The organism is Streptomyces sp. NPDC029292 (assembly GCF_055569295.1).
Genome location: NZ_JBVHXR010000025.1, coordinates 35,241 through 61,796 on the forward strand (window position 1 = coordinate 35,241; position 26,556 = coordinate 61,796).

General features: G+C 70.8%; 27 protein-coding genes and 3 pseudogenes. 20 read left to right on the forward strand and 10 right to left on the reverse strand.

Going from position 1 to position 26,556, the window contains the following annotated elements; genetic code table 11:
* Nucleotides 1-31 precede the first annotated feature (31 nt).
* The 6 genes and pseudogenes from ACZ4WS_RS39835 to ACZ4WS_RS39860 form a co-directional block, all read right to left on the reverse strand.
* Complete coding sequence (locus tag ACZ4WS_RS39835) at nucleotides 32-1,039, reverse strand: hypothetical protein (protein ID WP_467988022.1); 1,008 nt, start codon at nucleotides 1,037-1,039, stop codon at nucleotides 32-34.
* Nucleotides 1,036-1,236, reverse strand: a complete 201-nt coding sequence (locus tag ACZ4WS_RS39840; RefSeq protein WP_467988023.1) for a hypothetical protein — start codon at nucleotides 1,234-1,236, stop codon at nucleotides 1,036-1,038. The genes ACZ4WS_RS39835 and ACZ4WS_RS39840 overlap by 4 nt, the downstream gene beginning before the upstream one ends.
* Complete coding sequence (locus ACZ4WS_RS39845) at nucleotides 1,233-2,018, reverse strand: hypothetical protein (RefSeq protein ID WP_467988025.1); 786 nt, start codon at nucleotides 2,016-2,018, stop codon at nucleotides 1,233-1,235. Before ACZ4WS_RS39845 ends, ACZ4WS_RS39840 begins: the two co-directional genes overlap by 4 nt.
* Entirely contained in the window at nucleotides 2,015-3,040 is a 1,026-nt protein-coding gene (locus ACZ4WS_RS39850; RefSeq protein ID WP_467988026.1) for an ABC transporter permease, read from the reverse strand. The genes ACZ4WS_RS39845 and ACZ4WS_RS39850 overlap by 4 nt, the downstream gene beginning before the upstream one ends.
* A gap of 386 nt (nucleotides 3,041-3,426) precedes the next feature.
* A pseudogene (locus ACZ4WS_RS39855) lies at nucleotides 3,427-4,056 on the reverse strand (ATP-binding cassette domain-containing protein); the annotation flags it as partial.
* Nucleotides 3,957-4,343 (reverse strand): GntR family transcriptional regulator, encoded by a 387-nt coding sequence (locus ACZ4WS_RS39860; RefSeq protein WP_467988123.1) that lies wholly within the window; start codon nucleotides 4,341-4,343, stop codon nucleotides 3,957-3,959. The pseudogene ACZ4WS_RS39855 and the gene ACZ4WS_RS39860, both read right to left, overlap by 100 nt.
* Nucleotides 4,344-4,467: 124 nt before the next feature.
* Here ACZ4WS_RS39860 and ACZ4WS_RS39865 point away from each other — a divergent pair, with 124 nt between their 5' ends.
* The 6 genes from ACZ4WS_RS39865 (at nucleotide 4,468) to ACZ4WS_RS39890 (ending at nucleotide 9,676) form a co-directional block, all read left to right on the forward strand.
* Complete coding sequence (locus tag ACZ4WS_RS39865) at nucleotides 4,468-5,010, forward strand: RNA polymerase sigma factor (RefSeq protein ID WP_467988028.1); 543 nt, start codon at nucleotides 4,468-4,470, stop codon at nucleotides 5,008-5,010.
* On the forward strand, nucleotides 5,007-5,879 hold the full coding sequence (locus ACZ4WS_RS39870; RefSeq protein WP_467988029.1) for a zf-HC2 domain-containing protein: 873 nt from the start codon (nucleotides 5,007-5,009) through the stop codon (nucleotides 5,877-5,879). The genes ACZ4WS_RS39865 and ACZ4WS_RS39870 overlap by 4 nt, the downstream gene beginning before the upstream one ends.
* Before the next feature lie 82 nt (nucleotides 5,880-5,961).
* Nucleotides 5,962-6,822, forward strand: coding sequence for an ABC transporter ATP-binding protein (locus ACZ4WS_RS39875; protein WP_467988030.1), 861 nt, complete (start codon nucleotides 5,962-5,964; stop codon nucleotides 6,820-6,822).
* Nucleotides 6,819-8,381 (forward strand): ABC transporter permease, encoded by a 1,563-nt coding sequence (locus ACZ4WS_RS39880; RefSeq protein ID WP_467988032.1) that lies wholly within the window; start codon nucleotides 6,819-6,821, stop codon nucleotides 8,379-8,381. The genes ACZ4WS_RS39875 and ACZ4WS_RS39880 overlap by 4 nt, the downstream gene beginning before the upstream one ends.
* An 80-nt stretch (nucleotides 8,382-8,461) precedes the next feature.
* Complete coding sequence (locus ACZ4WS_RS39885) at nucleotides 8,462-9,085, forward strand: ABC transporter (protein ID WP_467988124.1); 624 nt, start codon at nucleotides 8,462-8,464, stop codon at nucleotides 9,083-9,085.
* Nucleotides 9,086-9,118: 33 nt separating this feature from the next.
* Nucleotides 9,119-9,676, forward strand: a complete 558-nt coding sequence (locus tag ACZ4WS_RS39890; RefSeq protein WP_467988033.1) for an LppU/SCO3897 family protein — start codon at nucleotides 9,119-9,121, stop codon at nucleotides 9,674-9,676.
* Between the two features lie 28 nt (nucleotides 9,677-9,704).
* On the opposite strand, the gene mshD is transcribed toward ACZ4WS_RS39890, so the two are convergent.
* Entirely contained in the window at nucleotides 9,705-10,631 is a 927-nt protein-coding gene (mshD, locus tag ACZ4WS_RS39895) for a mycothiol synthase (protein WP_467988034.1), read from the reverse strand.
* 525 nt (nucleotides 10,632-11,156) lie between these two features.
* On the opposite strand from mshD, the gene ACZ4WS_RS39900 reads away from it, so the two are divergent.
* The 10 genes from ACZ4WS_RS39900 (at nucleotide 11,157) to ACZ4WS_RS39945 (ending at nucleotide 22,448) form a co-directional block, all read left to right on the forward strand.
* Complete coding sequence (locus ACZ4WS_RS39900) at nucleotides 11,157-12,956, forward strand: bifunctional metallophosphatase/5'-nucleotidase (RefSeq protein ID WP_467988036.1); 1,800 nt, start codon at nucleotides 11,157-11,159, stop codon at nucleotides 12,954-12,956.
* 58 nt (nucleotides 12,957-13,014) lie between these two features.
* Nucleotides 13,015-14,265 (forward strand): LmeA family phospholipid-binding protein, encoded by a 1,251-nt coding sequence (locus ACZ4WS_RS39905; protein ID WP_467988037.1) that lies wholly within the window; start codon nucleotides 13,015-13,017, stop codon nucleotides 14,263-14,265.
* 249 nt (nucleotides 14,266-14,514) lie between these two features.
* Nucleotides 14,515-14,643 (forward strand): hypothetical protein, encoded by a 129-nt coding sequence (locus ACZ4WS_RS39910; protein WP_467988038.1) that lies wholly within the window; start codon nucleotides 14,515-14,517, stop codon nucleotides 14,641-14,643.
* 35 nt (nucleotides 14,644-14,678) lie between these two features.
* Entirely contained in the window at nucleotides 14,679-14,816 is a 138-nt protein-coding gene (locus ACZ4WS_RS39915) for a hypothetical protein (protein WP_467988039.1), read from the forward strand.
* Between the two features lie 85 nt (nucleotides 14,817-14,901).
* Complete coding sequence (locus ACZ4WS_RS39920) at nucleotides 14,902-16,650, forward strand: ABC transporter ATP-binding protein (RefSeq protein ID WP_467988040.1); 1,749 nt, start codon at nucleotides 14,902-14,904, stop codon at nucleotides 16,648-16,650.
* Nucleotides 16,651-16,931: 281 nt separating this feature from the next.
* Nucleotides 16,932-17,429, forward strand: a complete 498-nt coding sequence (locus ACZ4WS_RS39925; protein WP_467988041.1) for a hypothetical protein — start codon at nucleotides 16,932-16,934, stop codon at nucleotides 17,427-17,429.
* A 235-nt stretch (nucleotides 17,430-17,664) separates the two neighbouring features.
* Nucleotides 17,665-19,293 (forward strand): hypothetical protein, encoded by a 1,629-nt coding sequence (locus tag ACZ4WS_RS39930; protein ID WP_467988043.1) that lies wholly within the window; start codon nucleotides 17,665-17,667, stop codon nucleotides 19,291-19,293.
* An 11-nt stretch (nucleotides 19,294-19,304) separates the two neighbouring features.
* Entirely contained in the window at nucleotides 19,305-20,066 is a 762-nt protein-coding gene (locus tag ACZ4WS_RS39935) for an ABC transporter ATP-binding protein (RefSeq protein ID WP_467988125.1), read from the forward strand.
* Complete coding sequence (locus ACZ4WS_RS39940) at nucleotides 20,063-21,280, forward strand: ABC transporter permease (RefSeq protein WP_467988044.1); 1,218 nt, start codon at nucleotides 20,063-20,065, stop codon at nucleotides 21,278-21,280. The genes ACZ4WS_RS39935 and ACZ4WS_RS39940 overlap by 4 nt, the downstream gene beginning before the upstream one ends.
* 88 nt (nucleotides 21,281-21,368) lie before the next feature.
* The gene (locus ACZ4WS_RS39945) at nucleotides 21,369-22,448 is read left to right on the forward strand and encodes a hypothetical protein (protein WP_467988046.1); all 1,080 of its coding nucleotides are present in this window, start codon (nucleotides 21,369-21,371) and stop codon (nucleotides 22,446-22,448) included.
* 38 nt (nucleotides 22,449-22,486) lie between these two features.
* Here ACZ4WS_RS39945 and ACZ4WS_RS39950 read toward each other — a convergent pair whose 3' ends face one another.
* A complete protein-coding gene (locus ACZ4WS_RS39950) occupies nucleotides 22,487-23,194 on the reverse strand; it encodes a response regulator transcription factor (protein WP_467988047.1) in 708 nt (235 codons plus the stop codon).
* A gap of 119 nt (nucleotides 23,195-23,313) precedes the next feature.
* Nucleotides 23,314-23,814 (reverse strand): annotated as a pseudogene (locus ACZ4WS_RS39955) (pectinesterase family protein); the annotation flags it as partial.
* An 802-nt stretch (nucleotides 23,815-24,616) separates the two neighbouring features.
* On the opposite strand from ACZ4WS_RS39955, the gene ACZ4WS_RS39960 reads away from it, so the two are divergent.
* Nucleotides 24,617-24,973: a hypothetical protein gene (locus tag ACZ4WS_RS39960; protein WP_467988048.1), complete on the forward strand. Its 357-nt coding sequence runs from the start codon at nucleotides 24,617-24,619 to the stop codon at nucleotides 24,971-24,973.
* Nucleotides 24,970-25,251: a hypothetical protein gene (locus ACZ4WS_RS39965; protein ID WP_467988049.1), complete on the forward strand. Its 282-nt coding sequence runs from the start codon at nucleotides 24,970-24,972 to the stop codon at nucleotides 25,249-25,251. The genes ACZ4WS_RS39960 and ACZ4WS_RS39965 overlap by 4 nt, the downstream gene beginning before the upstream one ends.
* 55 nt (nucleotides 25,252-25,306) lie before the next feature.
* Here ACZ4WS_RS39965 and ACZ4WS_RS39970 read toward each other — a convergent pair.
* A pseudogene (locus ACZ4WS_RS39970) lies at nucleotides 25,307-25,549 on the reverse strand (hypothetical protein); the annotation flags it as partial.
* Nucleotides 25,550-25,566: 17 nt separating this feature from the next.
* On the opposite strand from ACZ4WS_RS39970, the gene ACZ4WS_RS39975 reads away from it, so the two are divergent.
* The gene (locus ACZ4WS_RS39975; protein WP_467988051.1) at nucleotides 25,567-25,740 is read left to right on the forward strand and encodes a DUF397 domain-containing protein; all 174 of its coding nucleotides are present in this window, start codon (nucleotides 25,567-25,569) and stop codon (nucleotides 25,738-25,740) included.
* 213 nt (nucleotides 25,741-25,953) lie between these two features.
* Nucleotides 25,954-26,547 (forward strand): uridine kinase family protein, encoded by a 594-nt coding sequence (locus ACZ4WS_RS39980; protein ID WP_467988052.1) that lies wholly within the window; start codon nucleotides 25,954-25,956, stop codon nucleotides 26,545-26,547.
* The last annotated feature ends 9 nt before the right edge of the window (nucleotides 26,548-26,556 follow it).

Consider the following 26,556-nt stretch of genomic DNA (forward strand, 5'->3'; position numbering starts at 1 on the left):
CCCCGTGGGACGCGTACATGTCTGTGCTTTTTCAGGGGGTACGGCGGCGCAGCAGCCAGAAGGCGGCGGCGGTGGCGAGTGCGGCGACGGCGAGCAGGATGCCGGTCTCCACCAGCTGGAGGGGCCAGAAGTGGGACTTCGGGTGGTAGGTGGCCCAGAGGTCGGAGATGCCGTTCTTGCTCATGCACCTCTTGAGGTCGACGGCCCTGTCGTTGTCGACGCAGGCCAGGTTGTTGCCGATCCGCTCGCCGGAGGTGAGGACCACGCCGTGTTCGAGCTGGAACGCGGTGCCCGGGAGGTTGGAGGCGGCCGATCCGGTGACGGTGACCGCGGGCCACAGGCTGGCCCGGTAGAGATCGCCGAGGTTCTGCACGGCCAGGGTGACGACGACGGCCAGCCCCAGCGCGGGCAGCGTGCGCCGCAGCAGGAGGCCCGCGAGAACGCCCACGGCCAGTGCGCACAGGGCGGAGCCGACGGCGACCGTGCCGTTGGAGCGGTAGGCGTCCGACAGGTACCAGTCCTGGCCGAGGATGTCCCGCGCGTCGGTCCACATCAGGCGGTGCAGCAGTACCAGGAGCGAGGTCCCGGCGGCGATCAGCGCGGCCGGCACGGCGAGCTTGGCGGCCAGCCAGCGGACGGGCGACACGGACTGCGTCCAGGCCAGCTGGGCGGTGCCGTTCTCCAGCTCACGGGCGACCAGGGTGGCGCCCGCCCAGGCGGCGACGAGGTAGGGCAGGTAGACCACGGCGGAGGTGGCCAGCGAGGTGACCGTGTCGTAGAACTCGTACGTCGGGCTGTTGAGCGTGTCGTCCACGCACGAGGTGTCGGCGGCGCACGAAGCCACCGAGTGACTCAACTCCCGTACGGCATCGGTGCCGAGCCAGTACGCCCACAGCAGGGCGGCCGAGGCCGCCACGACCAGCGCCCCCCAGGCCCATAGCGCGGTGCGGTGCACCCGCAGTACCGCCCGAACCGTGCGGCGCGGGACCAACGGGAGGGTGCGCCGGGCGAGCTGCGGCGCGGCGGTGGCTGCGGTCATGCGGCGGGCTCCTTGTGTGCGGCGGTGACGGTGGTGGCGCCGGTGTGCCGCTTCAGCAGGCGGCAGGAGATGAAGACGGCGAGGGCGGCGAGGGGGATCCAGCCGATCAGGGCGCCGCGGTGCAGGCGCAGGACGGTGCGGGCGGTGCCTGCCGGGCGGGTGCCGGTCGCCGGGGTGTCGGCGGTGAGGGCGGTCATGAACGGGACTCCGTGCGGCGGGCCAGCAGGCGGAACGTGAGGACGGTGGCGAGGGCGGCGATCAGGAGCAGCAGGACGGTGCTGGTGATCTGGACCGGCCAGTAGTGGCGGGCGGGCCAGATGTTGTCCCACTTGTCGCTGAAGAACCAGCGCAGCGCGTAGGCCGCCACGGCGGCCACCGCGAGGGCGGGGAGTGCGCGGCCGATGGCCACGCCCGCGAGGGCGCCGACGGCGAGGGCGGCGAGGACGAGGGCCACGGCCAGCGGGCCGTCGGAGACGAGGAAGCGGTCGTAGGACCAGTTGGCGACCAGCACGTCCTGGTCGGCGGTCCAGACCCAGGCGAAGACCAGGGTCAGCAGGGTGGTTCCGGCGATCAGCGGCAGTGCCGCCCCGGTGAGCTTGGCGGTCAGCCATCGGGCCGGGGAGACGCCCTGCGTCCAGGCGAGGCGGGCGGTACCGGTCTCCAGCTCGCGGCCGATGAGCGCGGCGCCCGCCCAGGCGGCGACGACTATGCAGACGCGGCTGACGACCTCACCGGTGAAGTTCATGACGTTGTTGACGTCGGTGAAGGCGTGGTACGCGGGCCCTCCGGAGCAGTCGGTGATCTCGAAGTCGCATGCCTTTGACGTCCGCTCGGCGGGTGCCCGGAACAGATGGAGCCAGAGCAGGTCGCCGATGGCGAGCAGCAGGAACGCGCCCCAGACGATCAGCGCCGGGCGGTGCAGCCGCAGCACGGCGCGCTGCGGTCGGGCGGTGCTGGGGCCCACGGCGAGGGTGGTCATACGGCGGCTGCCTTACGGACGTGCGCCGAACCGGTCTGGCGCTTGAGGAGCTGGAACGTGGCCAGCGTGAGCGCGGCGGTAACGGCGAGGACGATCGCGCTCGCGGTCAGCTGGAGGGGCCAGTAGTGGGACTCGGGGTGGTAGACGTTGTAGAAGCTGACGGCGTCGAGCTTGGTGTAGACGGCCCGGCAGCCCTCGTCGGTGATGGGGCCGCACTCCGGGTTGGCGATGCGGGCGCCGGTGGAGGTCAGGACGCCCTGGGAGACGCTGATGCCGGAGCCGGACGGGACGCTGTGCCTGAGGCTGCTGAGCTTGGTGACGGTGGGCCAGAGGTGGGGTGTCGCCAGCCCGATGACGCTCCACAGGAAGCCCGTGGTGCACAGCGAGCCGACGAGCGAGGCGAGGGAGTTGCGCTTGAGCAGGCCCCAGAAGACGCCGCTCACCAGGCCCGCCAGGGCCATGGCGACGGTGGCCGTGCCGTTGGCGGCGTAGGTCCCGATGTCGTACCAGTCCTTGGCCGTGTCGATACGGCCCTGGCCCGTCGACCAGGCCCAGTGGTGCAGCCCCACCAGGAGTCCGGAGCCGACGGTGACCAGGACGGCCGGGACGGCGAGCTTGGCGGCGAGCCAGCGGGCGGGGGAGATCGACTGGGTCCAGGCCAGCTGAGCGGTGCCGTTCTCCAGTTCGCGGCTGGTCAGCGTGGCGCCGGACCAGGCCGCGACCAGGAACGGGACGGCGAGGACGGTGTAGGTCGTGTAGGCGTACCAGTCCTTGTAGCGGCCGATCGACTCGGTGTCGTGCACGCAGGTGTACGTCTTGCAGGCGTTGTACTGCTTCCAGCCCTCGGCCGACGCGTCGGTGAACGGGCCGCCGACCCACAGCAGGAGGGCGCCGACGACGAGCACGAATCCCGCCCAGACCAGCAGGGCCGGGCGGTGCAGCCGCAGCACCCAGCGGAGCAGGCTCGGCGTGCCGGACCGGTGGCCGGTGGCCGGGCGCGCGGGAGTGGCGAGGGCGGTCACGCGGCGGTCTCCGGCGTCTTGGCGGCGGCGGTGGGCGCCTGGGGGTTGCGGAGATAGGAGAGGAGGAGCTCCTCCAGCGTGGGCGGGCCGGCCTGCCAGTCGGGGGCGAGCGGGCCCGCCGGGCGGATCAGCGCGGTGAGCTGGCGGCCGTTGGTGCGGGACTCGACGACGGTGTGCGGGCCGAGGACGGTCTGCGCGGGAGCGGACACGCGGGCGTGGGCTTCGAGCAACTCGTCGATCTCACCGGCCAGTTGGACCCGGCCCCCGCCGATCAGCAGCAGGTGGTCGCAGGAGTCCTCCAGCTCGGCGACCACGTGCGAGGACATCACGATCGTGGTGCCGTACTGGGCCGCCTCCGCCATCAGCACGCCCATCATCTCGTGCCGGGCCAGCGGGTCCAGGTCAGCCATCGGCTCGTCCAGGAGCAGCAGTTCGGGCCGCTTGGCCAGGGCGAGCGCGAGGGCGACGCGGGTGCACTGGCCGCCCGAGAGCGTGCGGATGCGGGACTTCGGGTTCAGGTCGCCGCCGGCCACGATGCGCTCGGCGGTGGCCGCGTCCCAGCGGTCGGTGTTGAGGTCGGCGCCCATGCGCAGCGTCTCGGCGACCGTGAGCTGCGGGTACAGCGGCTTGTCCTGGGCGACGAACCCGACCCGCTCGCGTGCCGCGCCCGGCACCTTCCCCAGGACGGCGAGTTCGCCCTCGGTGGGGGCCATCAGACCGGCGGCCAGCGCGAGGAGCGTGGACTTGCCCGCACCGTTGGGCCCGACCACGGCGCAGACGCGCCCGGCGGGCAGCCGGAAGGTGCAGTCCCGCAGCGCCCACCCTCCCCCACTCTCGGCTTCGCTCGAGCGGGGGCGCCCCCATCGCCGGCCGAAACGTTTGCCCAGCGCGGCGGCCTCTATCGCGGCGGTGCCTGTCATGACGGTTCTCCCTGGAAGTGCTTTTCGAGTACGGCGGTGAAGAGTGCGGCGATGTCGTCCCGGCCGAGACCGGACGCCCGGGCCCGCTCCGCCCATGCGTCGAGTTCGGTGCGCAGGGGCGAGTCGGCCGGGGTGGTGCTCAGTCCCCGGCGCACGAAGGTGCCGAGGCCCCGCCGCGCCTCGACCAGGCCCTCCCGCTCCAGCTCGCGGTAGGCCTTGAGGACGGTGTTCGGATTGATAGCGGTGGCTTCCACGACCTCGCGGGCCGTGGGGAGCTTGTCGCCCGGCTCCAGCAGGCCCAGGCGCAGCGCCTGTTTGGTCTGCTGGACGATCTGGACGTAGGTGGCGACGCCGCTGCGCCGGTCGATGCGGTACTCGACCACTCGGACAACCACCCTTTCACTAATTGAGTAGTGAAAGGGTGGTGCAAGACGGAGCCCGACGTCAAGAGCAAGATTTGTGGGCCGGTGCGTGAACCGATCGGTGGGGCTCGTCCGATGAGGGGTCGTGAGGGAAACAAGAAGCGACGGGGAACTGCTGCGGGCCATCGCGGCGGACGGGGACCGTCGCGCCTTCGAAGAGCTGTACCGGCGGTACGCGCCATGGCTGACCGCGCGGCTGCGCGGCCGGTGCGCGGACGCCGGGGTCGTCGACGACGTCGTGCAGGAGACGTTCCTCGCCGTGTGGCGCGGCACCGCCCGCTACCGCGAGGAGGGTGACGCGGCCGGCTGGCTGTGGCGCATCGGTTCGCGCCGGCTCATCGACACCCTGCGCGGCGACGGCGCCCGCGGCCGGCTCCGCCAGGCACTGGCCCGGCTGCGCCACCGCGACGAGGCCTCCGCGGAGGAGCGCGTCCTGGCCGGCGTCGAACACGGCGACCTCGCAGGCGCGTTGATCCGTCTCTCGCCCGAACTGCGCGCGGTCCTCCAGGCCACGGTGATCGACGGACTCAGCACCCGGGAAGCGGCCGTCCTGCTCGGCATTCCGCCGGGCACGGTCAAGACGCGCGCACTGCGTGCACGCAAGCAGCTGCGGGAGGAGTTGGCATGAGCGATGACATGCGTACGACGTGGCATGTGCCGGAGGAAGACCTCCAGGCTTACGTGCGGGGCGAGCTGGCGGCTCCCCGGCTGTGGTCCGCCGACACGCACCTCGCCTCCTGCGCGCGGTGCCGGGCGGCATTGGTCACGGTGAGCGACCCGGTCGCGCTGGACGCGGGGTGGGAGCGGCTCGACGCCGAGCTGGACGCGCCGCGGCCGGGGATCGTCGAGTCGCTGCTGGTGCGGATCGGCGTCGCCGACCACACGGCCCGGCTGCTGGCCGCCACACCCGTGCTGCGCCGCTCCTGGCTGGGAGCGGTCGTCGCCGTGCTGTTGATGACGGTGACGGTGGCCCACTCGGTGCGGGTCGCAGCCTCGCCCACGCTGTTCCTCGCCCTCGCACCGCTGCTCCCGCTCGCCGGGGTCGCGCTCTCCTACGGGCCCGCGCTGGACCCGACGTACGAGATGGCCGTCGTCTCACCGCTGCACGGGTTCCGGCTGCTGATGATCCGTACGGTCGCCGTACTGACCGTCGGACTCGGGCTGAACGGGCTCGCGACCCTCGCTCTGCCCGGGTACGGGCTGCGCGCGCTGGCCTGGCTGCTGCCCGCGCTCGCCCTCACCGCGACCGGGCTCGCGCTGACCGCCCGGCTCGGGCCCGTCCTCGCACCCTCCCTGGTCGGCGGGGCGTGGATCGCGCTGCTGATGACCGCGCAGGCGACGACCGGACCCGGCGGAACGCTCGCGCCGTTCACGGCGGCCGGGCAGGGGGTCGCCGGGGCGGTCGCCGCGCTCGCCGCCGGGCTGCTCTATCTCGTACGGGACCGGTTCGACTCCTCGTCCGCGTTCGATCCCTTCGCCGATCGGGGCGCCGCGTGACCCTTTGCCGACCGGGGCGCCGCGTGACCGCCTCTCGCCCGTCACGCACCCCCCTCACCGACCTCTCCGACAGGAGCGCCGCATGACCCCCACCGTCTCCGCATCCGGCCTGACCCTCCGCTACGGCGGCACCGTCGCCCTCGACGACGTCTCCGTGCGGCTCGGCAAAGGCGTCACCGGACTGCTCGGACCCAACGGGGCCGGAAAGACCACCCTGCTGCGGGTACTCGCCACCGCCGTGCCCGCCGACCGGGGGGCCTTCACGGTGCTCGGGCACGACCCGGGCACGCCCGCGGGGCGCCTGGACGTGCGGCGCGCGCTCGGCTATCTGCCGCAGACACCGGGATTCCACCCGGACTTCTCGGCCTTCGAGTTCGTCGACTACGTGGCGATCCTGAAGGAGCTGACGGACCGCGGCGCCCGGCACCGGGAGGTGCGCCGCGTCCTCGACGCCGTCGACCTCTCCGACGTACGGAGCAAGCGCATCAGGAAGCTGTCCGGCGGCATGCGTCAGCGGGTCGCGCTGGCCGCCGCGCTCGTCGGCGATCCCGCCTTCCTCGTCCTCGACGAGCCGACCGTCGGACTCGACCCCGAACAGCGCATGCGTTTCAGAGAGCTGATCGCCCAGGCGGGAGAGGGGCGGACCGTCCTGCTTTCCACCCATCAGACCGAGGACGTCGCGATGCTCTGCCACCGCGTGATCGTCATGGCCCGCGGGCGCGTCCGCTTCGAGGGCACCCCGGCCGAGCTGACCGCGCGTGCGGCGGGCCGGGTGTGGAGCAGCACGGAACGCGACCCGGGCGCACGGGCCGGATGGCGCACGGGCACGGGCTCCTTCCGCAACGTCGGCGATCCGCCCCAGGGCGCCGATCTTCTTGAACCCACCCTGGAGGACGGCTACTTGCTCACTCTCGACGGCGAGCCCGCGGAGGTGGCGGCATGAGCGGCACGACGTCCACGGTCATGGAGGCGGCTCCCACGGGGGTGGAGCCGCCCACGCGGACCCAGCAGTCCAGGACGGCTGCCGTCCTCGCGCTCGCCCGCTTCGAGGCGCGTCAACTGTTCTGGCACATACCGGTGTTCGTCTTCTCTGTGCTGTACGTCGCCTACACCGGATGGACGTTGTTCTCCGGGCGCGAGGGCATGGACGACTACCCCGTCCTCCAGGACGTCGACCGGTCCACCCAGACCGGCCCGCTGCTCCTCGGCATCGCGCTGCTGGCCTGCGTCAACCGGACCGTGCTGCGCTCCCGCCGGCAGGGCACCGACCGGCACTTCGACGTGCTGGTCATGGAGCCGTGGCGGCGCACGGTGGCGCACGCACTGTCGGTCGTGCCGTACGCGGCGCTCACCGCGCTGGTCGTCGCCTTCCAGTTCACCTGGGCGGCGCTGAAGCCGGGCGCGGTCGGCCACGGCTCGTTCTTCGAACTGGCCGTGGGGCCGCTGGTGGTGCTGCTGTCCGGCGTCCTCGGTGTGCTGCTCGCGCGGCTGATCCCGTCCTCGCTCGGCGCCCCGCTCTTCGTGGTCGGCGCCTATGTCCTCACCGTCCTTGTGTCCGCGAGCTCGGGCAGCGTGCACGGGGTGCGGTGGCTGGCGCCCGCCGTGTCCGAGGAGGGGGCGCCGCCGTTCCCCTCCGATCTGCTGGGGCGACCGGCCGCCTGGCACGCGTTGTATCTGGCGGGGCTCGTGGTGCTCGTGCTGTGTGTTGCGGTCCTGGTCGGCGGCGGTCGTACGCGGCTGGTCAAGGCCGTGACCGTGCTCGCCCTCGCCGCCACCGCCGCGGGTGTCGCCGGGCAGTCCCCGGGCGACTCGGCCGCGCTGACCGCGGCCCGCGTGAAGGCGTCCAGCACCCCGGCGAAGGTGCAGTCCTGCGTCGCGCGCGGCCGGTCGACGTACTGCGCCTTCCCCGAGTGGACCGGCCGGACCGCCGACTGGGCGGCCGTCGTCGAGCGTGTCCAGTCCCTCGCGGGCGGCGCCGCCGGAGGTGAGCGGCTGACCGTACGGCAGCGCGTTGAAGCCCGCTACGGGCTGGAGGGCGACTCCGCGCTCGACCCGTCCGGCACGCCGGGCACGGTGACCGTCGGCACGCGGTGGGGCGGCAACCGGATCCCCGAGTTCGCGGTCGGCGTCGCCTCCGTGCTGGTGGCGGGCGACGAGAAATCCCTCGGCGATGGCTGCGACGCCCGCGCGATCACCGTCATGTGGCTGGCGCTGGGGACCGAGTCCGACCCGATGACCGTGTTCCGAGACATCCGCCTCGACGACAGCGCCACGGGTTCCGGGGTCTCCCTCGCGCCCACCAACCCGGTCTCCCTGACCTACGAACAGACCAGGATCGTGCGAGCGTTGCTCGAGAAGCCCCGCTACAGCGTCATCCCCAAGGTGAAGGCCCACTGGATGGAGCTCACGTCTTCGAAGACCTCTACGGCTCGGGTGGCTCAGCTGTTGGGGGTGCCGGTGGGTGGGGCGGCGGGCGCGGGCGGTGACTCGTGCGATCGGTGAGCTCGCGTGGCGCCGGTCATGGGAGTACGTCAGGGCGTACGCCGACCACAGCGCGTTCGTACGACGTGGTCCGTGCCCTCCTGCGTCCCGTGGCCCGGACCCTGCCGTGGCGGGCCCTCGCGGCGGGCGGTGTTCTCGGGCTGCTGCTCGCCGGGGCCCCTCGGCTGCTGTCCTCCGCGCCCGACGCGTGGCTCTGCCTCAACCTGCTGCGGGCCGCCGCGCTCGCCTTCGGCCTGGGCCTGGCCTTCCTGCTGGACGATCCGGCCCGGCACACCACCGCGGCCGTACCTACCCGGCGCCCGGTGCGCATCGGGCTGCGGGTGGCGCTCGTCGCCCCGCTCGCCGTGCTCTGGTGGACGGCCGCGCTGCTCCTCGTGCCGGAGGAGGTCCGGCCCCCGGTGGGCGCCGTCACCCTGGAGGCGGCCGCCACCGCCGTGCTCGCCCTGGCCGCCGCGACCGCCGCCGTGCGGTGCACGGACGTGGCCGAACCGGGGGTCGCGGTGTCGGCCGGGCTGCTGGGTACGGCGGTGGCTGCGCCGCTGTTCCCCGACCGGTGGACGCTGCTCGTGGCGGTGGGCGACCCGCGCTGGGGTGCCGTCCACGAACGGTGGGCGATCGTCCTGATCGTGGCGGCGCTGGTCTGCGCGGGGTCGTGTGGCGAACCGGCACAGCGGTGGCAGGTAACCTCCTTTGCTCACCGTTGACTTGACGTGAGCATGTGTTGAAGGGGGACCCCAATGTCCATGCCTCCGCCGCCCCAGGGTGGCTATAACTCCTATGGCCAGCAGCCCCAGCAGCCCCAGCAGCCCTATCAGGGGGCGTATCCGCCCCAGCAGTACGGGCAGCAGCCGCCTCCGCAGTACGGGCAGCAGCCGTATCAGGGGCAGCCTCCCTACGGTCAGCCCCCGTACCAGCAGCACCCGGCGCCCGTGCCGCCGCCCGGCCGGCAGCGGTCCGGCTTCAACTCGCGGTCGCCGATGTTCAAGGCGGTCGTCTTCGTGATCGCGCTGATCGGTGCGGGCGTCTACTACTTCACGAAGAGCGACGAGCCCTACAAGCCGAGCACCGACACCAGCAACAGCGACTTCAGCGCAGAGGTCGGCGACTGTATGAAGAACGACGGCACCGAGAGCAGCCCGGACCTGGAGGTCGTCGACTGCACCAGCAGTGCGGCCGCGTACAAGGTCGAGCAGACCGGTTCCACCAGTAAGTGCGAGGACGGTCAGCTCAAGTACACGAAGACCCGTCGGACCACGACGCTGCTCACGATGTGTCTGTCGGAGATCGACAAGTAGGCGCCGGGTTCAAGAGCCGGAGCTGTGGTTACGACTCCGACCGGTACATCAGGTCCGTCTCGTGCGTGAAGAAGCCGAGGCGCTCGTACACCGTCACCGCCGCCTTGTTGTCGGCGTCGACGTAGAGCATCGCGGTGGGCAGGCCCTGCGCGGCGAGGTGACGGAGGCCGATCGTCGTGAGCGCCTTGCCCAGGCCACCGCCCTGGGCGCCGGTGCGGACCCCGAGGACGTACACCTCGCCCAGGCCTTCCTCGGCGTGGACCTTGGTCCAGTGGAAGCCGACGAGTTCGTGTTCGCGGAAGGCGAGGAAGAAGCCGGCGGGGTCGAACCACGGCTCGGCCATACGGTCGTCGAGGTCGCGCTGGGTGAGGGAGCCCTGCTCGGGGTGGTGGGCGAACGCGTCGGCGTTCACGGCGAGCCAGGCGGCGTCGTCCCGGCCCGGCACGAAGGCGCGGACGTGCACGCCGTTCGGGAGCTTCGGCTCGGGCAGGTCGAGGTCGGTCAACGGCCGCCGCATCTGGCGCAGTTCGCGGAACATGGTGAGCCCGAGGACCTGGGCGAGATGCCGGGCGGCGGAGTGTCCGCCGTGCGCCCACACTCGCAGTCGCTTGCCGGAGGCGGCGAGCAGCGCCGAGCCCAGTGCCCGGCCGTGCCCGTGGCCTCGGTGGGCCGGGTGCACGACCAGTTCGGCGGCCGGGGCCTCCACCGGGTCGGTGTCCTCCAACTGCGCGTATCCGACCAGCTCGTCGCCGAGGGTCAGCAGCAGATGCCGTACGCCCTCCCGGGCCCCGCCCTTCAGCTGTAGCCGTCCCTGCTCGGACACCGCCTGCTGCCCGTCGGTACGGGCGGCCTCCGCGAGCAGCCGGAGCACGTCCTCGGCCTGGGCCGAGGAGAGTGCGGAGTAGGTCTCGATGGAGCGGGAGTGGGCGGGCGGTGCGGTGTCGTCGCTGGTCATGCCTACGAGGGTACGGCGGATGTGGATCGTGGCGGGAGGGGTTGGGCGCCGGGTCGCGGTCGCCTTCCGCCAAGGGTGGGTCGGGGCCGCGGTCGCCTGCCGGTCGGTGGTGGGTCGGGGCCGCGGTCGCCTGCCGGTCGGTGGTGGGTCGGGGCCGCGCCTGTACATCCGCCCGCATCCGAACGGATCGGCTGTGGGTGAGAAGGGTGCTGTTTTCTTTGATCCGTTCGGCTGCGGGCATTTGATGTACCGGCACGGCCCCTTCCGTGCGTCGGCGGCTGCGGGTGCGTGGGGGATCGGGGGCTTGGGTGTCAGCCCCGGCATGGTCCCTTGGGTGCGGCCCCTCCGTGCGTCGGCGGCTGCGGGTGCGTGGGGGCTTGCGGTGGTGGGGGTGGTGAGGCGATGGCAATCAGTCCGTAACCCCGAACCCCCTGTTGCGCTACGCGCGTTGATTCTAAAGTGCGTGCAAAGCCACAGCCGTCGCACAGCTCTCGTGGCGCGCTCTCGTCTCTCAGGGGGGATCCCATGCCGCCGACGCCCCGGCACAGACGTACCCATCGCCTTCTCGCGGCCGCCGCCGGACTGGCCACCGTCGGCGCCCTGGGCGCCGCGATGCCCGCCAGTGCGGGTCAGGACACCGCTACGCCCCTCAAACACCATGGCAGCGGCCGTTACCAGGACGTGCAGCTGCTGTCCTTCAACGATCTGCACGGGAACCTGGAACCGCCGGCCGGTTCCTCGGGGCGGGTCACCGAGGTCGAGGCGGACGGCACCACCAAGACCATCGACGCGGGTGGTGTCGAGTACCTCGCCACGCATTTGCGCAACGCCCGCGCGGGCAACAAGTACTCGATCACGGCCGCCGCCGGTGACATGGTCGGCGCCTCGCCGCTCATGTCCGGGCTCTTCCACGACGAGCCGACCATCGACGCGCTGAACAAGCTCGATCTCGATGTGACGAGTGTCGGCAACCACGAGTTCGACGAGGGGGCCAAGGAGCTGGCCCGGCTGCAGAACGGTGGCTGTCATCCGACCGATGGGTGTTACGACGACAGCGAGGAGTTCACCGGGGCCAACTTCCCGTATCTCGCGGCGAACGTGACGGACGAGAAGTCCGGCAAGCCGATCCTCAAGCCCTACTGGGTGTGGAAGAAGAACGGCGTCAAGGTCGGCTTCATCGGCGTGACCCTGGAGGGCACGCCGGGCATCGTGTCCGCCGAGGGCGTCAAGGGCCTGAAGTTCGGCGACGAGGTCGAGACGATCAACAAGTACGCCAAGGTGCTGCAGCGTCAGGGTGTGAAGTCGATCGTCGCGCTGATTCATGAGGGTGGGGCGCCGGCCTCGACGGCGTACAACTATGACTGTGACAGCCCTGGCGCCGGCGACGGGATCTCCGGGCCGATCGTCGACATCGCCAAGAACGTCACCCCGGCCGTGGATGCGCTGGTCACCGGCCACACCCACCAGGCGTACGCGTGCACCATCCCGGACCCGGCGGGCAACCCGCGCATGGTCACTTCGGCGGCTTCGTACGGGCGTCTCTACACGGACACGACCCTCACCTACGACCGCTGGACCGGTGACATCGCCCGTACGGCGGTGAAGTCCGCCAACCACGTGGTCACCCGTGATGTGGCCAAGGCCGCCGACATGACGGACCTGATCACGAAGTGGAAGACCCTCTCCGCCCCGATCGCCTCGCGCCCCATCGGCTACATCGCGGGCGAGATCGGCAGCAGCGGCACCGAGTCCCCGCTCGGCGACCTGATCGCCGATGCGCAGCTCGCGTACGCCAAGTCCCTCGACCCGGAAGCCGACATCGCGGTGATGAACCCGGGCGGCATCCGCGCCCCGCTCACCTACGCGGCGAGCGGCAGTGAGGGCGACGGGGTGGTGACGTACGGGGAGGCGTACACGGTTCAGCCGTTCTCCAACACGGTCAACCTGGTCGATCTGACCGGCGCCCAGGTGATCACCGCACTCCAGCAGCAGGTCAGCGGCTCGAACGAGGCTGCGCCGAAGGTCCTGCAGATCTCTTCGGGGCTGACGTACACGCTGGATCTGACGAAGGCGGGTGCCGCGCGCGTGGTCGTGGACTCCGTCAAGCTCAACGGCACCGCGATCGACCCCACCGCCACCTACCGCGTCGCGATGAACTCCTTCCTCGCGGGCGGCGGCGACGGCTTCGCCGAGCTCGGCAAGGGTGCGAATCAGCTGGTCGGCGGGGATGACCTGGCGGCCTTCGAGGCCTATCTGACCGCCAAGTCGTCGGCCGCGGCGCCGTATGCGGTGCCTGCGGCGGATCGGATCACGATCGTGAAGTAGATCGCATACTGCCCGTAGCGGTTGCGAGCGGGGGCGGTACGCATGGTCGGATGAGACGATGCGTACCCCCCACCGCATAACAGTCCATTCCGGTTCACACCAGAACTATCCGGATTCACGCCAGAACTACCCGAACTCCTACGACGACTACCCGAACCCCTACGACGAGCTGGCCGCCCTCGACGACGGTCCCCTGGAGGAGTTCCTCCACGAGGAGCCCGAGGAAGAGCCCGAGGAAGAGTGGGCCCCGCCCAACCACCGCCGCGGCACCCGGCGCCGCCGAAAGCGCTTCTCCCGGCTGTCCCTCGCCGCCAAGGCCCTCATCGGTGTCGTCGTCCTCGCCTCCTTCCTCACCCTCGTCGACCGCTGGGCACTTCTGTACGCCGAGCACACGGCGGCCGAGAAGCTCAAGGACCAGCTGAAGCTGCGCGCCGCGCCCGAGGTCGAAATCGACGGGTTCCCCTTTCTCACCCAACTCGCGGACGACCGGCTGGACTCCGTGAAGGTGACCGTGCCGGACGTGGCGGCGGACCGGGTCACCCTGGCGAAGGTGTCGGTGACGGCGACGAACGTAAGGATCGACAGCGACGGCCCGGCTTCCGTGCGCGGCGCGCGTGTCCCTGAGCTGCGCGGCGAGGCGCTGCTCTCCTTCGACGACCTGAACCGTGAGCTCGGCGCGTCCCAGGTGAAGTTCACGGGACACGGCCGCGACGAGGTGCGTGCGCGCGGCACGCTGCCCGTCGCCAGACACGACCTGAAGTTCCGCGCCGACGCCCGTATCCGCCGCGACGGCGAGCGCGGCATCTCCACCCAGGTTGGCGGGATGCGCCTGGACATCGGGGACTTGGCGACGTACCGGCCTGGTGCCCGTGCCTCCGAGGGCCTGCATCTCACGCCCCGTTCGGCCGCGCGCCTCGGCAAGGAGACCGACAAGGCGCGGGCCCTGCTGTCCGTACCGTCGATCGTGCACCGCCTCGGGGTGCCGGACGCGGCGGTCCGGGAGGCGCTGCGCGACGACACCAGGCTCGCTTCGCTGACGGGTTCGGCGGACTTCGCCCGCCGCGCGATGCGCCTGAACCTCATCGACGTGGCGGTCGGCCACCCGGAGCTGCTGAAGCGCCTCGGCCTCGACCCGGCCCTCCTCAAGGGGCTCGCGCGCCTCACCCGACCCGTCCTCGTGGACCAGCTGTCCCTGGGCTTCCGCCTGCCGCATCCGGCGGACGGGGACGTGCGCCTGCGGGACGTACGCGTGGAGAAGGACGGGATACGGGTACGGGTGACGGGGTCGGGGCTGGCGATCGGTGACTGAGAGGCCGGTCGCCGCAATGAATTAGTCTGGCAGTTACCTCGGTAAATTCCAGGTGAGGTCCGTAATAAATTCTGTGTGAGCGGCGGGTTGGTTCCCCCGCCGCTCTAAGAATGTCTTTCAGCCGCAATTCATTGAGGTCTAAGCCGAATTGGCGATTTCGGGGTCCTGGGTCCCGTAGTGTTTTCCATGTCGAAAGCGAACGACGCAAACGGCAAAGGGAATTCACCCACTGGGAAGAAGGAGAACCCCATGAGCTTCCACAAGGTCGCCCCGGTCAAGAAGCACCGCAAGGCCGCGCCTGCTCCGAAGAAGGCGCACACGGTCGCCAAGCCGGCGCCGAAGAAGGCTGCCCCCCGCCGCCCCGTCGGCAACAAGTAACCAGCAGACCTACCGCAGCAGAGAGAGGGACACTCATGAGCTTCCACAAGATCGCCCCGGTCAAGAAGCAGAACAAGCCCGCCGACAAGTGCGCTGGCAAGGCCCCGAAGAAGCCCGTCGCGAAGAAGCCCGCCGCTCCGAAGCAGCGCCCGGTGAGCCGTCAGGGCCGCTAGTAGCCGTCACGAGGCGGGGCCCCGGAATTGTTCCGGTGGCCCCGCCTCGGCCATGTTCTGGACCGGAAAAGGGAGTTGAGCCGACATGCGGGAAGTCCGGGAGGCGTTCGCGCGCTTCTGGCCGCTGACGCGCGGCGATCGCAAGTGGCTGGTGCTGATCATCGGGTGTGTGGTCGTGGCCGCACTCGCCGAGACTGCGTCGATCCTGCTCTTCGCGGAGCTGACCGACCACGCGTTGAAGGCGGGCTCGCTCTCCGCTTTCTGGGGGCCCGCCGGAGCCTGGCTCGGGGTCGCCGTACTCGGTGCGATCGTCGGCTATCTCGGCAATTCGCTCGCCGTGTGGACCGCCGAGAGATTCGTACTCCGGCTGCGCGCGGGTGTGTTCCGTCACGTTCAGGATCTGCCGCCCGATTTCTTTCAGAAGCACCGCCAGGGCGATCTGGTCGAACGCCTCACCGGTGATGTCGAGGCCATCGAGCAGATGGTCGTGTCGGGGGTCGTCGGCACCGTCTCCGCCGCCTTCTCGGCCGTCTTCTACGCGGCCGCAGCGCTCTGGCTGCGTTGGGACCTGGCCCTGGTCACCTTCGTCCTCGCTCCCCTCTTCCTCGTCGCCGCCCGGCGTTTCTCCGGACGGATCAAGACCGCCTCCCAGGAGGAGCGGGCCGCCGACGGGGCGATCACCTCGGTCGTCGAGGAGTCGCTCGGCAATGTGGTGCTGACGCAGGCGTACAACCGCCGCCGCGCCGAGGAGAAGCGGCTGGAGAAGGAGGCGCGCGCCTGGATGCGGGCGTCCGTGCGCGGGGCGCGGGCGAGCGAGATGTACGAGCAGTTCGTCGAGGTCGTCGAGACGCTGTGCGTGCTCGCGGTGATCGGCCTCGGCGCCTGGGAGATCTCTCAAGGGCGGATGTCCTTGGGCCAGTTGCTCGCCTTCGCCGCCTTCCTCGGCTACCTCTACCCGCCGATCCGCAACCTCGGCCAGCTCGGTCTCACCCTCACCGCCGCCACCGCCGGCGCCGAGCGGCTCCAGGAGATCCTGGACACCGAGCCCGCCGTCACCGACCCCGCCGACCCGGTCCGGGAATGGCCCGTACGCGGCTGGGTCAGCTTCCACGGCACCTCGTTCCGCTACCCGGGCGCCGAGCGCGACACCCTGCACGATGTGACGTTCGCGGCCGGACCCGGCGAACTCGTCATCGTCACCGGGCCCAGCGGCGCCGGAAAGTCCACCCTCTCCAAGCTCCTGACCCGCTTCTACGACCCCACGTCCGGCGTGATCTGCCTCGACGGCGTCCCGCTGACCGACGTACCCCTGGAGTTCCTGCGCGAGAACGTCGCGCTGCTGCCCCAGGAGACCCTCATCCTGCGCGGCACGATCCGCGAGAACATCGAGTGCGGACGGCCGGGGGCGACGGAGGACGAGATCCGGCGCGCCGCGACCGACGCCGTCGCCCACGACTTCATCAGCGCGCTGCCCGACGGGTACGACACCGAGATCGCGCCCGGCACGGCCACGCTCTCCGGTGGCCAGCTTCAGCGCATCGCCATCGCCCGCGCCATGCTGCGCGGCGCCCCCGTCCTCGTCCTCGACGAACCCACCGCCGGTCTCGACTCGGTCGCCGCGCGCCGCGTGGTGCAGCCGCTGCGCCGGCTTATGGCGGGCCGTACGACCGTCATGATCACGCACGATCTGTCGCTGGCGCCCGACGCGGACCGCATCCTGGTCGTGGACGGCGGACGGCTGGTGGAGGCCGGCCGGCACGATGAGCTGATGGCGCGGGACGGGGTGTACGCACGGCTCGCTTCCCCGGGTAAAGGAATCACCGTTTCTGTGTGAAGACCGCGTGCCGGGAGTAATTTCGTCGGCACGCCCGGTGAATGCGGACGAAGCCGGGCGTCGGGGTCCGCGAGCCCCTGATGCAGTTTTCAGCCATCGGGTTCCACTTCCCGGGTGTGATGAAGCGCATGCTTGACGGTGACCTGCCAGATTGCGCCACGCGATTCAAGCCAGGTATCAATTGGGGACCGCGAATGACGCCTGGGGGATTCAGGTGCGACGCGGTTCCGGTTCCTTGACCAGGGAGCCGTTTTTGGTATCTCGAACGGGGAGACAATCGAATGAACAAGGGCATACGTATGCGCCTGATGTCCGGGGCTGCCGCCGCTTTCGCGGCCGGGGCCCTCGTGATGGCGGCGGCGCCGGCCCACGCCACCTCGGCCTCCACTTCGGTGGGTCTGCCGGGCGGCAACAAGATCTCGATCAACGCCTGGCACTGTGGCTTCTACGTGACCGCCTGTGACTGGAAGGCGTCCACGAAGATGTCCGGTACCAATCCGCGCAAGGCGCAGTGGATCCAGAACCGCGCCCTGCTGGAGGCTCACGGCGTCAGCGTCTCCATCACCATCTCCAAGAACCCCGAGGCCACGCTCACGATGAAGAGCCGGTCCCTGGGTGAGGTGCGCTGGAAGAACACCAACGCCAACATCTCCGACACCTACGGCCAGATGAAGCCGGGCGGTGCCACCACCTACGTGTCGACCAAGAGCTGCGGTTCGGCTCGGGTGACCAGCGCGATCAACGTCAGCGAGAAGTGCGCGTACGCGGGCGCCGCCTGATCCGCTTCCGCTTCCACTCGGTTCCGCCGGTCCGGGCTGAGCTGAGCTGACGCGGCGAGTGAACTGAGAAGAGGTGTCACACCGTCAGGGCCCGGCGGTGTGGCGCCTTTTCGTGTGAGTGCGACCGGTGAAGACGAAGGACGACGCACGGGGGCGTTCGGTGAAATTCGGTTCGGTGACGCGCGGCGGAAAGCTGGCGTCCCGGTTTGTCGGGGCGGCCATGTGTGCCGCCCTCATGACGTCATGCACATCCACATCATCCACATCGGAGAATTCCGCGCGGCGTGAATCCGCCGCAGCCCGGCAATTCGAGCTTCTCGTCAGTAAGCAGAACGGCTACTACTACCACCCTTTCCTGCGCCAGGAGCCGGCCGGACCCGCGGCGCAGTCCTACGCGCTGCGGACGCTTTCCGAGCTGGGCCGTGATCCGAAGACGAGCATCACCTCGGCGGACGCCGCGTCACTGCGCCGGGAAGCGCTGGAGACCTCCTCGCTCTGGGGCCGTGACTGGCTGATCCCGCTGCGGCGGGCCGGCGCCGACGGAGCGCTGGGCAAGGGCGACGCGGTGGACGTGAACAAGACCCGCACCAAGGGCGGCTGGTACGTCGACTCGGCCCTCGGCAAGGACGGGGACCCGGCACACCTCGGCGCCACCTGGGCCGCCCTCGAAGTGCTCGACGCACTCGGGCGCCTGCGGGACCTCCCGGATGCGGACCGGGCCACCACCGTCGCCTGGCTGCGTTCGCTGGCCGGGAAGTCCAAGACGCTGGACCGGGGCGGCGCCCTGGCCCGTTCGCTCCAGCTGCTGAAGGAGCCCGTACCCGCCGCCCTCACCCGGATCGGGGCGCCGCGTACGGACGACTTCGCGGACCTCACGCCCGACGCCAGGGCGACCCGGCTCGAAGACACCTACAGCTATGTGCTGATCCAGGAGGCGGCGGGGAAGCGGCCCGCCGTGAACCGCCAGGTCTGGGAACCGGTGCTCCGGGACGGCGCGAAGACGCTCCCGTACGAGCAGCTCTACCGCCTGGTCCATGTGCTGAAGGCGGCCGGTTCGCCGAAGAGCGTGTTCGCGCCGGTGCTGAAGCGGCTCGACGACGAACGGCTCGACGACGGGACGGTGCGGGACCCCGACGCCTACATCGGCAACCCGGACGCCTCCCTCTTCGTACAACGGCTGCGCGCCCTGGCCGGCTGGTCGCGCCGGGATCCCGCACTGCTGGCGGCACTTGAGCGGGAGGAGAAGTCCCCCGACGCCGGCCAGGAAGGCGCCGAGCGGCTGAACCGGGCCGCCCTGCGCAAGGTCACCGCCGGCGGCGGCACCAGCGAACAGGCGCGGCAGCTGTGCGCCGACCCGCAGGTGCTGCCCGCCACCGTGACCGAGGCGAACGCCACCCAGTGGCAGCGCACCACCCTCAACTGCGTCGACGCCGGGGTCACGGCCGGCGCCCCGACGATCGGCACCTGGAGCCTGGACACACCGGACCGGGTGGTGGCGGCGGCCACCGTCGCGGTCGGCCTCGCCGACAGCGACCGGAGCCGGAGCATCCCGTCCTGGATCACCGCCGCGGCTCTCAAGCCGTGGGCCCAGAACCCGGACCGGTTCACCTCCGTCTACCAGTACGCACTCGTCGTACGGGCATACTCGCTCGGCGGCGGCGCACTCGACGTGACGCTGCGCGAAGCCCTCGGGCGAGGCATCACGCCGTACAAGGGCTGCCCCGGCCTGCCGGACCTGTACCAGGTCGGCGGCGGGGACACCGCCTGCGACCTGAAGACCACCTGGAGCGTGTGGACGCTCGACCGGCAATTGCACGGCGCCATGGAATGGCTGCCGGCCGGGACCCCGAGGAACGGAAAGTGAGCGAGAGTTCGGTGAACGCGCTGCTGCGTGCGGAAGGTGTGGGCAAGTCCTACACCCTGCGCGGAAGGAGGGTCGACGTCCTGCGCGGCGTCGACCTCACCGTGAGGGGAGGCGAGGTCACGGCCCTGGTCGGCCACTCGGGCTCCGGGAAGACCACGCTCCTGCACATCCTCGGGCTGCTGACGCCGCCGGACAGCGGCCGGGTGTTCGTCGCGGACACCGACGGCGCGGATCCCGTCGACACGGCGGGCCTCTCGGACGGCGCGCTGGCGGATCTGCGCCGCGGCCGGCTCGGGTTCGTGTTCCAGTCGTACAACCTGCTGCCGCAGCACTCGGCGCTGCGCAATGTCGTCCTGCCGTTCACCGGCCGCCGCGCCGAGGGTGAGGCACGCGCCCGCGCGTTGCTGGCGCGGGTCGGGCTCGCGGAGCGCGCCGACCATCTGCCCAGCGAACTGTCGGGCGGTGAGCAGCAGCGGGTGGCGCTGGCGCGGGCGCTGATCAACGACCCGCCCGCGGTACTCGCCGACGAGCCGACCGGAAACCTCGACACGGAGAGCGAGGACGTGCTGCTCGGGCTGTTCCGCGAACTCGCCGACGAGGGCCGGGCCGTGCTCCTGGTGACGCACAACCCCTCGGTGTCGGAGTTCGCGGACGTGGTGCACCGCCTGGAGAAGGGCACGTTCACACAGGTCGCGGCGGAGAAGCCCGCGACGGTGGAGAAGCCCGTGGCCGAGCGGGCCAGGGCCAACACGCAGACGGAGAGCGCCGAATGAACGTCTTCAGTCTGGCGCTGGCGAACGTCCGCGCCCTGCGCCGCCGCCTGGTCGGCCTCGTCGCGCTGGTCTCGGTCGCGGCCGCCGTCTGTCTCGGCGCGCTGGGGATCGCCGACCGGGCGCAGGGGGTCACCGACTCGGGCGTCAAGGAGAGCAACGCCAACCGCAGCATCACCGTCGACCGCCCTTCCGACCGCCCGGACACCGCGCAGCTGACGGACCGTACGGCCGCCCGGCTCGCGAAGCTGCCGCACGTCGAGTCGGTGCAGCACCGGGCGCAGGTGTCGTTCGGGGTCATGACCAAGGCGGGGGACACCGTACTGCTGTACGCGACGACCTACCGCCCCGCGCTGCCCCCGCCGATCACCAAGTCCGTACGCGCGAAGCTCTTTCCGCTGCGGCCGGGTGAGATCGTCGCCCCGGCCGCCTCCCAGGGTGTGGACCTGAGCAAGCTGGTGGGCAAGGAGATCGAGACGGAGACCACCCGCTTCGTACGGCAGGGCGAGGGCACCGGAGTCTCCGGCCACGCGCGCCTTGTCGGGGTGTACGACCCGACCTGGCAGCTGGACAACCCGGATGCCGCGTACGCCGCCGACTCCACCGTCGTCAAGTGGGCGGCGCAGCGATCCGGCGAGCCGGAGAAGAGCTATCTCTCCACGATCGGCTACGACCAGCTGACCGTGGTCGCGAAGACGGCGGCGGATGTGCCGGCCGTGACGAAGTCGGTGCAGAAGCTGGGCTATCCGGCGGTCACGCTCCAGCAGCAGCTCAGCGCGCTGCCCGCGGTCCTGGAGATGATCAAGACGGTCGGCCAGGTGCTGCTCGGGGTGCTCGGAGTGCTGGCGTTCGTCGGTGCGGTCACCGTGACCGGCGCGCTGTCGCGGCAGCGGGCGCAGGAGATCGGCATCCTCAAGGCGGTCGGTTTCCGCACCAGGTCGGTGCTGACGATGCTGGTGACGGAAATGACGCTGGTCGGTGCCGTGGCCGCGGTGATCGGCACCGTGCTCGGCGCACTGCTCGCCGGCGGCGCCGCGGCCGCGATGCGCGGCAGCACGGAGCTCGCGCCGTACGTGAAGGGCTGGGTGCCGCTGCCGTCGGCGGGCACCCTGCTGCTGCTCCTCGGTCTGACGGTGCTGGTGGTGGCGATGGGTTCGCTGGCCCCGGCGCGCAGGGCCGCGAGGATGTCCCCCACAGATGCCATGAAGGACTGGTGAGCCACCCCCCATGCGTTTCCTCACGACACAGCACCAGATACACGAGCACCAGATACACGAGCACCAGACACACGAGCACCAGACACTCATGCAGCAGACCCACAGACACCACACACGGCTGACCCGTCCGGCGGCCCGAGCCGCCCTCCTCCTGGCCGCGCTCGGCACGACGGCCGCGCTGACCACGGCCTGTTCGGGGCCGGGCGGGGTGGATCTGGGCAAGGACTGGAAGGGCTCCTCGACCTTCGCGCTCGCCAAGGTCGACGGTCTGGTGACGGTTGTCGGGATCAACCCCGACAAGTCTCGCGCGCAGAGCCTGGCCGTGGTGCCCCAACAGGCCGATGACGACGATTCGGTCAGTCCGCACATCGTCCGACTCGCCGACGGGCGCTGGATGTTGACGGTCCCGCGCAAGGGCGGCAAGCCCGACCGGCGGTACGAGATCAACCGCAAGGACCACGTCCTGGACGGCCTGACCGGCGGCGAGCGGCTGCGCCTGATCCTGCCGGGCAAGACCCTGGTCGCCGAGGTCGCGGGGCTGTCCGACGCCAAGTCGGCGAGCGGCTCCGCCGAGTCCAGTGTGCTCGTCCGCAACCCGGCCGACTGGACCACCAAGCGTGAGCTGAAGGTCCCCGGCACCATCGGCCTGGCGGCATCCGACCCGGCCTCGAACACGATCTGCCTGGGCAGCGGATCGGGGAGTGGCACCAAGGTCTCCGTCGCGAACCTGACCGACGGGAAGATCACCTCCGTGGCTGTCCCGAGCGGCCTGGCCGTCACCGATCTCGTGTGTCCGTCGGGCCGCCCGGTCGTCGTCGGCTCCCCGGCCTCCGGCAAGTCCGGCGCCGGTGTCAAGGTCACTCTCACCCGCCGCGCCGCCGAGACGGCGGTCTCGGTGGACGGCGGCCGAGCCGACGCGGTGGCGGCGACGGACTCCTCCGTCGTGGTCGCGGCGGCCATCGGCAACGACACCGAGCTGGTGGAGGTCGATGCCACCACCGGCAAAGAGCTGCACCGCGCCCGCGTCAAGGGCCTCACCGGGGTCGCGGACCTCACCCACACGTCGGCGGGCTGGCTCGTCTACGCCGACAAGACGGTGACCCGCGTGGACCTCGCCACGGGGAAGACCAAGCTGTTCGACCTGCCGGGAACCCTGCTGGATTCCTGAGGTCCTTTTCCACTTGAGGTCCCTTTCGCTGCTGCTGGTCAGGCGGTACGCAAGGTGTAGCCCAGCCCGCGCACGGTGTGGATGAGCCGCGGTCCGCCGCGGCTCTCCAGCTTCCGGCGCAGATACATCACGTACACGTCGAGCGTGTTGGACGCCGGCTCGAAGTCGAAGCCCCAGACCTCCTTGCGGATCTGGGCTCGGCTGAGGACCTTGGCCGGGTGCCGCAGCAGATGCTCCAGCAGGGCGAACTCGGTCCTGGTGAGGTCGAGCGGGTCGCCGTCGCGGGTCACCGTGCGGGCCCGCAGATCCATGGCGATGTCCTCGAAGGCGAGTCGGTCGCCGGGGCGGGGCGCGCCCGGCGCCCGCTCGGGGCGCGGGCTGCGGCGCAGCAACGCCCGTACGCGAGCGAGGAGTTCCTCGCTCGCGAAGGGTTTCATCAGGTAGTCGTCGGCGCCGTTGTCGAGTGCGACGATACGGTCGCCGACGGCGTCCCGGCCGGTGATCATGAGGATGGGGACGGTGGACCCGGAGGCCCGTATCCGCCGGGTCGCGGCCAGTCCGTCGAGACCGGGCATGGTCACGTCCATCAGCACCAGGTCGGGCCGCCCGTCCGCCTCGCCCACGAGATCGAGGGCCTCGCGCCCGTCCCCGGCGAGAACAGTCTCGTATCCCTCGAACCTGAGCAGCCGTCCGAGCCCCTCTCGTACGTCCGCGTCGTCGTCGGCCAGCAGGATCTTCCGCGCCATCGCTCCAACGTGTAACGGAGCACTGTGGGAGGGCTTGGAAAGGGATGTGGGGAGGCTGGGGAGCGAGATAGCGGCTTCCCTCAGCCTCCCCGCACAGGGCCCCACAGGGCCCCACAGGATCAGGAAGCGGTCGGCGTCCAGTCGCCCAGCCACGCCGTGACCGACTGGTCGGCGGCCTGGGCGTCCGTCAGCTGCGGGCGGTCGCTGCTCGCGGCGCCGGAGCCCGCGCCGGTGTTCTTGTACTCGGCGAAGCGGTCGTCCTTCCAGGAGAAGCCGCCCATGTCGGACCAGGGGGTGGACTTGATCGCGGCGCTGAGGGTGGTGTTGCGGACGGTGGTCTGCGGGTCGACCGCCGTGCTGCCGCTCGGGTGCCAGTTGCGGCCGAGGTAGAAGCCGGCGGCGGAGACGTCGCCGTTCACCGCCGAGCTGTTGATCAGGATGCCCTTGCGGTCGGCGGGGGTGCTCGGAGCGGTGACGTAACCCGCTGAGGTGCCGTTCCAGCGCTTCTTGAGGGTGATGACCGACTTGTCGACCACGACCGTCGCCCGGCCGAAGATGAAGTCGACGTTGCCCGTGATGTAGGAGTTGGTGATGTAGACCCGGCCGAGCTGAGGCGAAGCCGTCCGCGGTGGCGGTGGCCCACGCCGGTGTGGTGGTCGCCGCGGAGGCCTTCGGCTGGGAGTCCGCGCCGAAGACGCCGAAGACGGCGCCGTAGGCCATGGCTCCGGCGGCGGTGAGGGCCAGAGGAACACCGACCACAAGTGCGGTCTTGCGTCTGCGGTGCCGCGCCTTGCTGTGGGGGCTGTGGGTCTCGCTCACGAGTCGGTTCCGTCCAATTGCTGTGGAGGGGAGGGTCGTTGACCTGTTGCCACTGGTGAAGGAATGGTTGCCGTGAGGAGAAGGAAATGAGGTGGGGGCTGCGGCGGAGGGGCACACTTCGGGACGCCGCTCTTCGCGGCGGCGGTCAAAACCGGAGGCGTGTGCGAGGACGTCTCGTTCGGGTGAGGCCATCTCGCGGTCGGCGCTGGTCGAGGCATGGTTTCCCCATGACACAGCGCACCACCATCCAGGTGTCCAAGAAAGCCCGTGATCACCTCGCCCGGGTCGCCAAAGACCGGGGCTGACGCTGGGGCGGCTCGTCGAGCAGCTGACTGCTGAACAGCAGGCCGAGCGGCTCCAGGCTCACAGGACGGTCGTCCGCGGTGCGACCGACGGTGACGTCAGCGACGAGGAGTTCGACAGGGCCTCCGACATGCTCGCCAACGTCTACAGGGCCGCGGCGGAGAAGACCGGGGCGGTCCGGGGCGTCTACTCCGGCCGGTCCCGCCGATGACCGGTCGGGTGTGGTCGTACGCGGCTACCCTGGCAGGTGATGACTGCGGGCACACTGAGCCTGACCTGCGGAGGAGAAGGGGACGAGGGATGAGCGCACAGCCGGTGCATCAGGACGGGCCGAGCACCCCGATGCCGCCCCTGACGAGAGACGCACTGCGCGAGGCGGTGAAGCGGGTGAGTCTCGTGAACCTGCCGCAGTTCGACCTGGAGGCCGGGCGGGCCTTCGACCAGGCCAGCCAGACCGGGAGCACCGCTCCGCTTCGACTGTTCCTGCGACGCTGGGGCGTGTTTGTGGCGATCGAGCGGGATCCCGCGCGCGCGGCCCGCCTGCACGAGGCCGAGCGGATCTCCCAGGACGACACGGTCGGCGAAGCCGCGTTCCGCGCCGCGATGGCGGAGATCAACGCGATTCTGCGTGAGGCCGAGCGGGAGATCGACGCTTGAACGACCAGGAGCCGCGCGACCCGGAGTGGTCCTGGGAGTACGGGGCGGAGCCGGACTGGGTGGTCGGCGACCTGTCCTCCGAAGGATGCGCGGCGGCTGAGGAGGTCGCGAGGCAGCTGGTCGTCCTCGCTTCACTGGGCCAGGACCCGGGCGACGGGGCGAGCGTGACCAACCCGCAGGGCCTCCGCGTGATCGCCATGGGACCGCTCATGGTCTGGTATCAGATCATCGATTACCGGAAGCGGGTGTACATCCAACGGGTGACCTGGCTCGGATAAGGTCGCGCGCCGAACCGCGCCGACCTTGCGCGAGAGCGCCCCGACCAGGCTCGCCTCACCTCGACGCCGGCGCGGTCACCCCTTGTAGCTGTCCCCGTTCCCGGGAACAGCGTGCGCCCAGGCTGACCGCGACCCGGAGTACGTCCTCCAGGGACTCGGCCGCCCTGGTGAGCGCGAAGCGGACCGCTCGCTCACCCGCCTTGGGATCGGCGAGCACAGCCTTGGCTCCCGCGAGCACCTGCTCCCCGGAATCCAGCTGAGCCGCTTCGATGTCATCGGCGAGACGAGACAGGCACCCTCGACCTCGGTACGGCTGTGTGGCGCAAGTCGTCCTACAGCGACGGGGGCGACACGAACTGCGTCGAGGTCGCCTACGGCTACGTCGGCCTGGTTCCTGTCCGCGACAGCAAGGTCCCGGACGGCCCGGTGGTCGTCTTCGAGGCGACGGCGTGGGCGTCGTTTCTGGCGGAGGCCAAGAGCGACTTGTAGCGACGGACATGCTGAGGCCAAGGCGCTCCTCGAAGAGGTGTCCAACATCCGCTACCGGGTACAGGGACTGGAGCCCGGCCAGTGACCTACGACGGCTTCATGGGGCCGCCCGGGCAGTGATCCTTCGTCTTCGACCGGGCGTCTCGTTCGTGTGAGGCCACTTCCCGCCTGAGGCTGTTTCTCCCTCGGTGGCCGCCCGGACAGAATGCCGTCATGACGATGATCTCCACCGGTGCCGAGCGGATCGCCGCCGCAGCCGGCGCCCGCGGCCGTGCGGGGTTCGCCCTGGTCGCCCTCGACGGCATGGGAGGCTCCGGGAAATCGACCCTGGCCGCCGCCCTTGCCGGGGTGTGCGGCGCCGTGGTCGTGCACGGAGACGACTTCTACCGTCCCATGGACGCGGGGGAGCGCGCCCGGCTGAACCCCGAGCAGGGCTACCACCGTTACTTCGACTGGCAGCGGCTGCGGGACGAGGTGCTCGCCCCGCTCACCGCCGGCCGCGACGGCGCCCACCGGCGCTACGACTGGGGGACCGGGGCCCTGACATCGGACGAGGTCCACACCGTTCCCCGCTCCGGCATCGTCGTCGTCGAGGGCGTGTACACCGCCCGGCCCGAACTCGCCGACTACTACGACCTGGTGGTCTACGTCGACACCCCGCGCGAGGAGTCCCTGCGCCGGCTCCGTGAACGCGGCCACGACCACGGCCCGGTCGACTGGGAGACCCGCTGGCGCCTGGCCGAGGAGCACTACCTGGCCGTGACCCGCCCCCGGGAGCGGGCCGACCTGGTGGTCCCGGGGCACTGAACTGCCCTT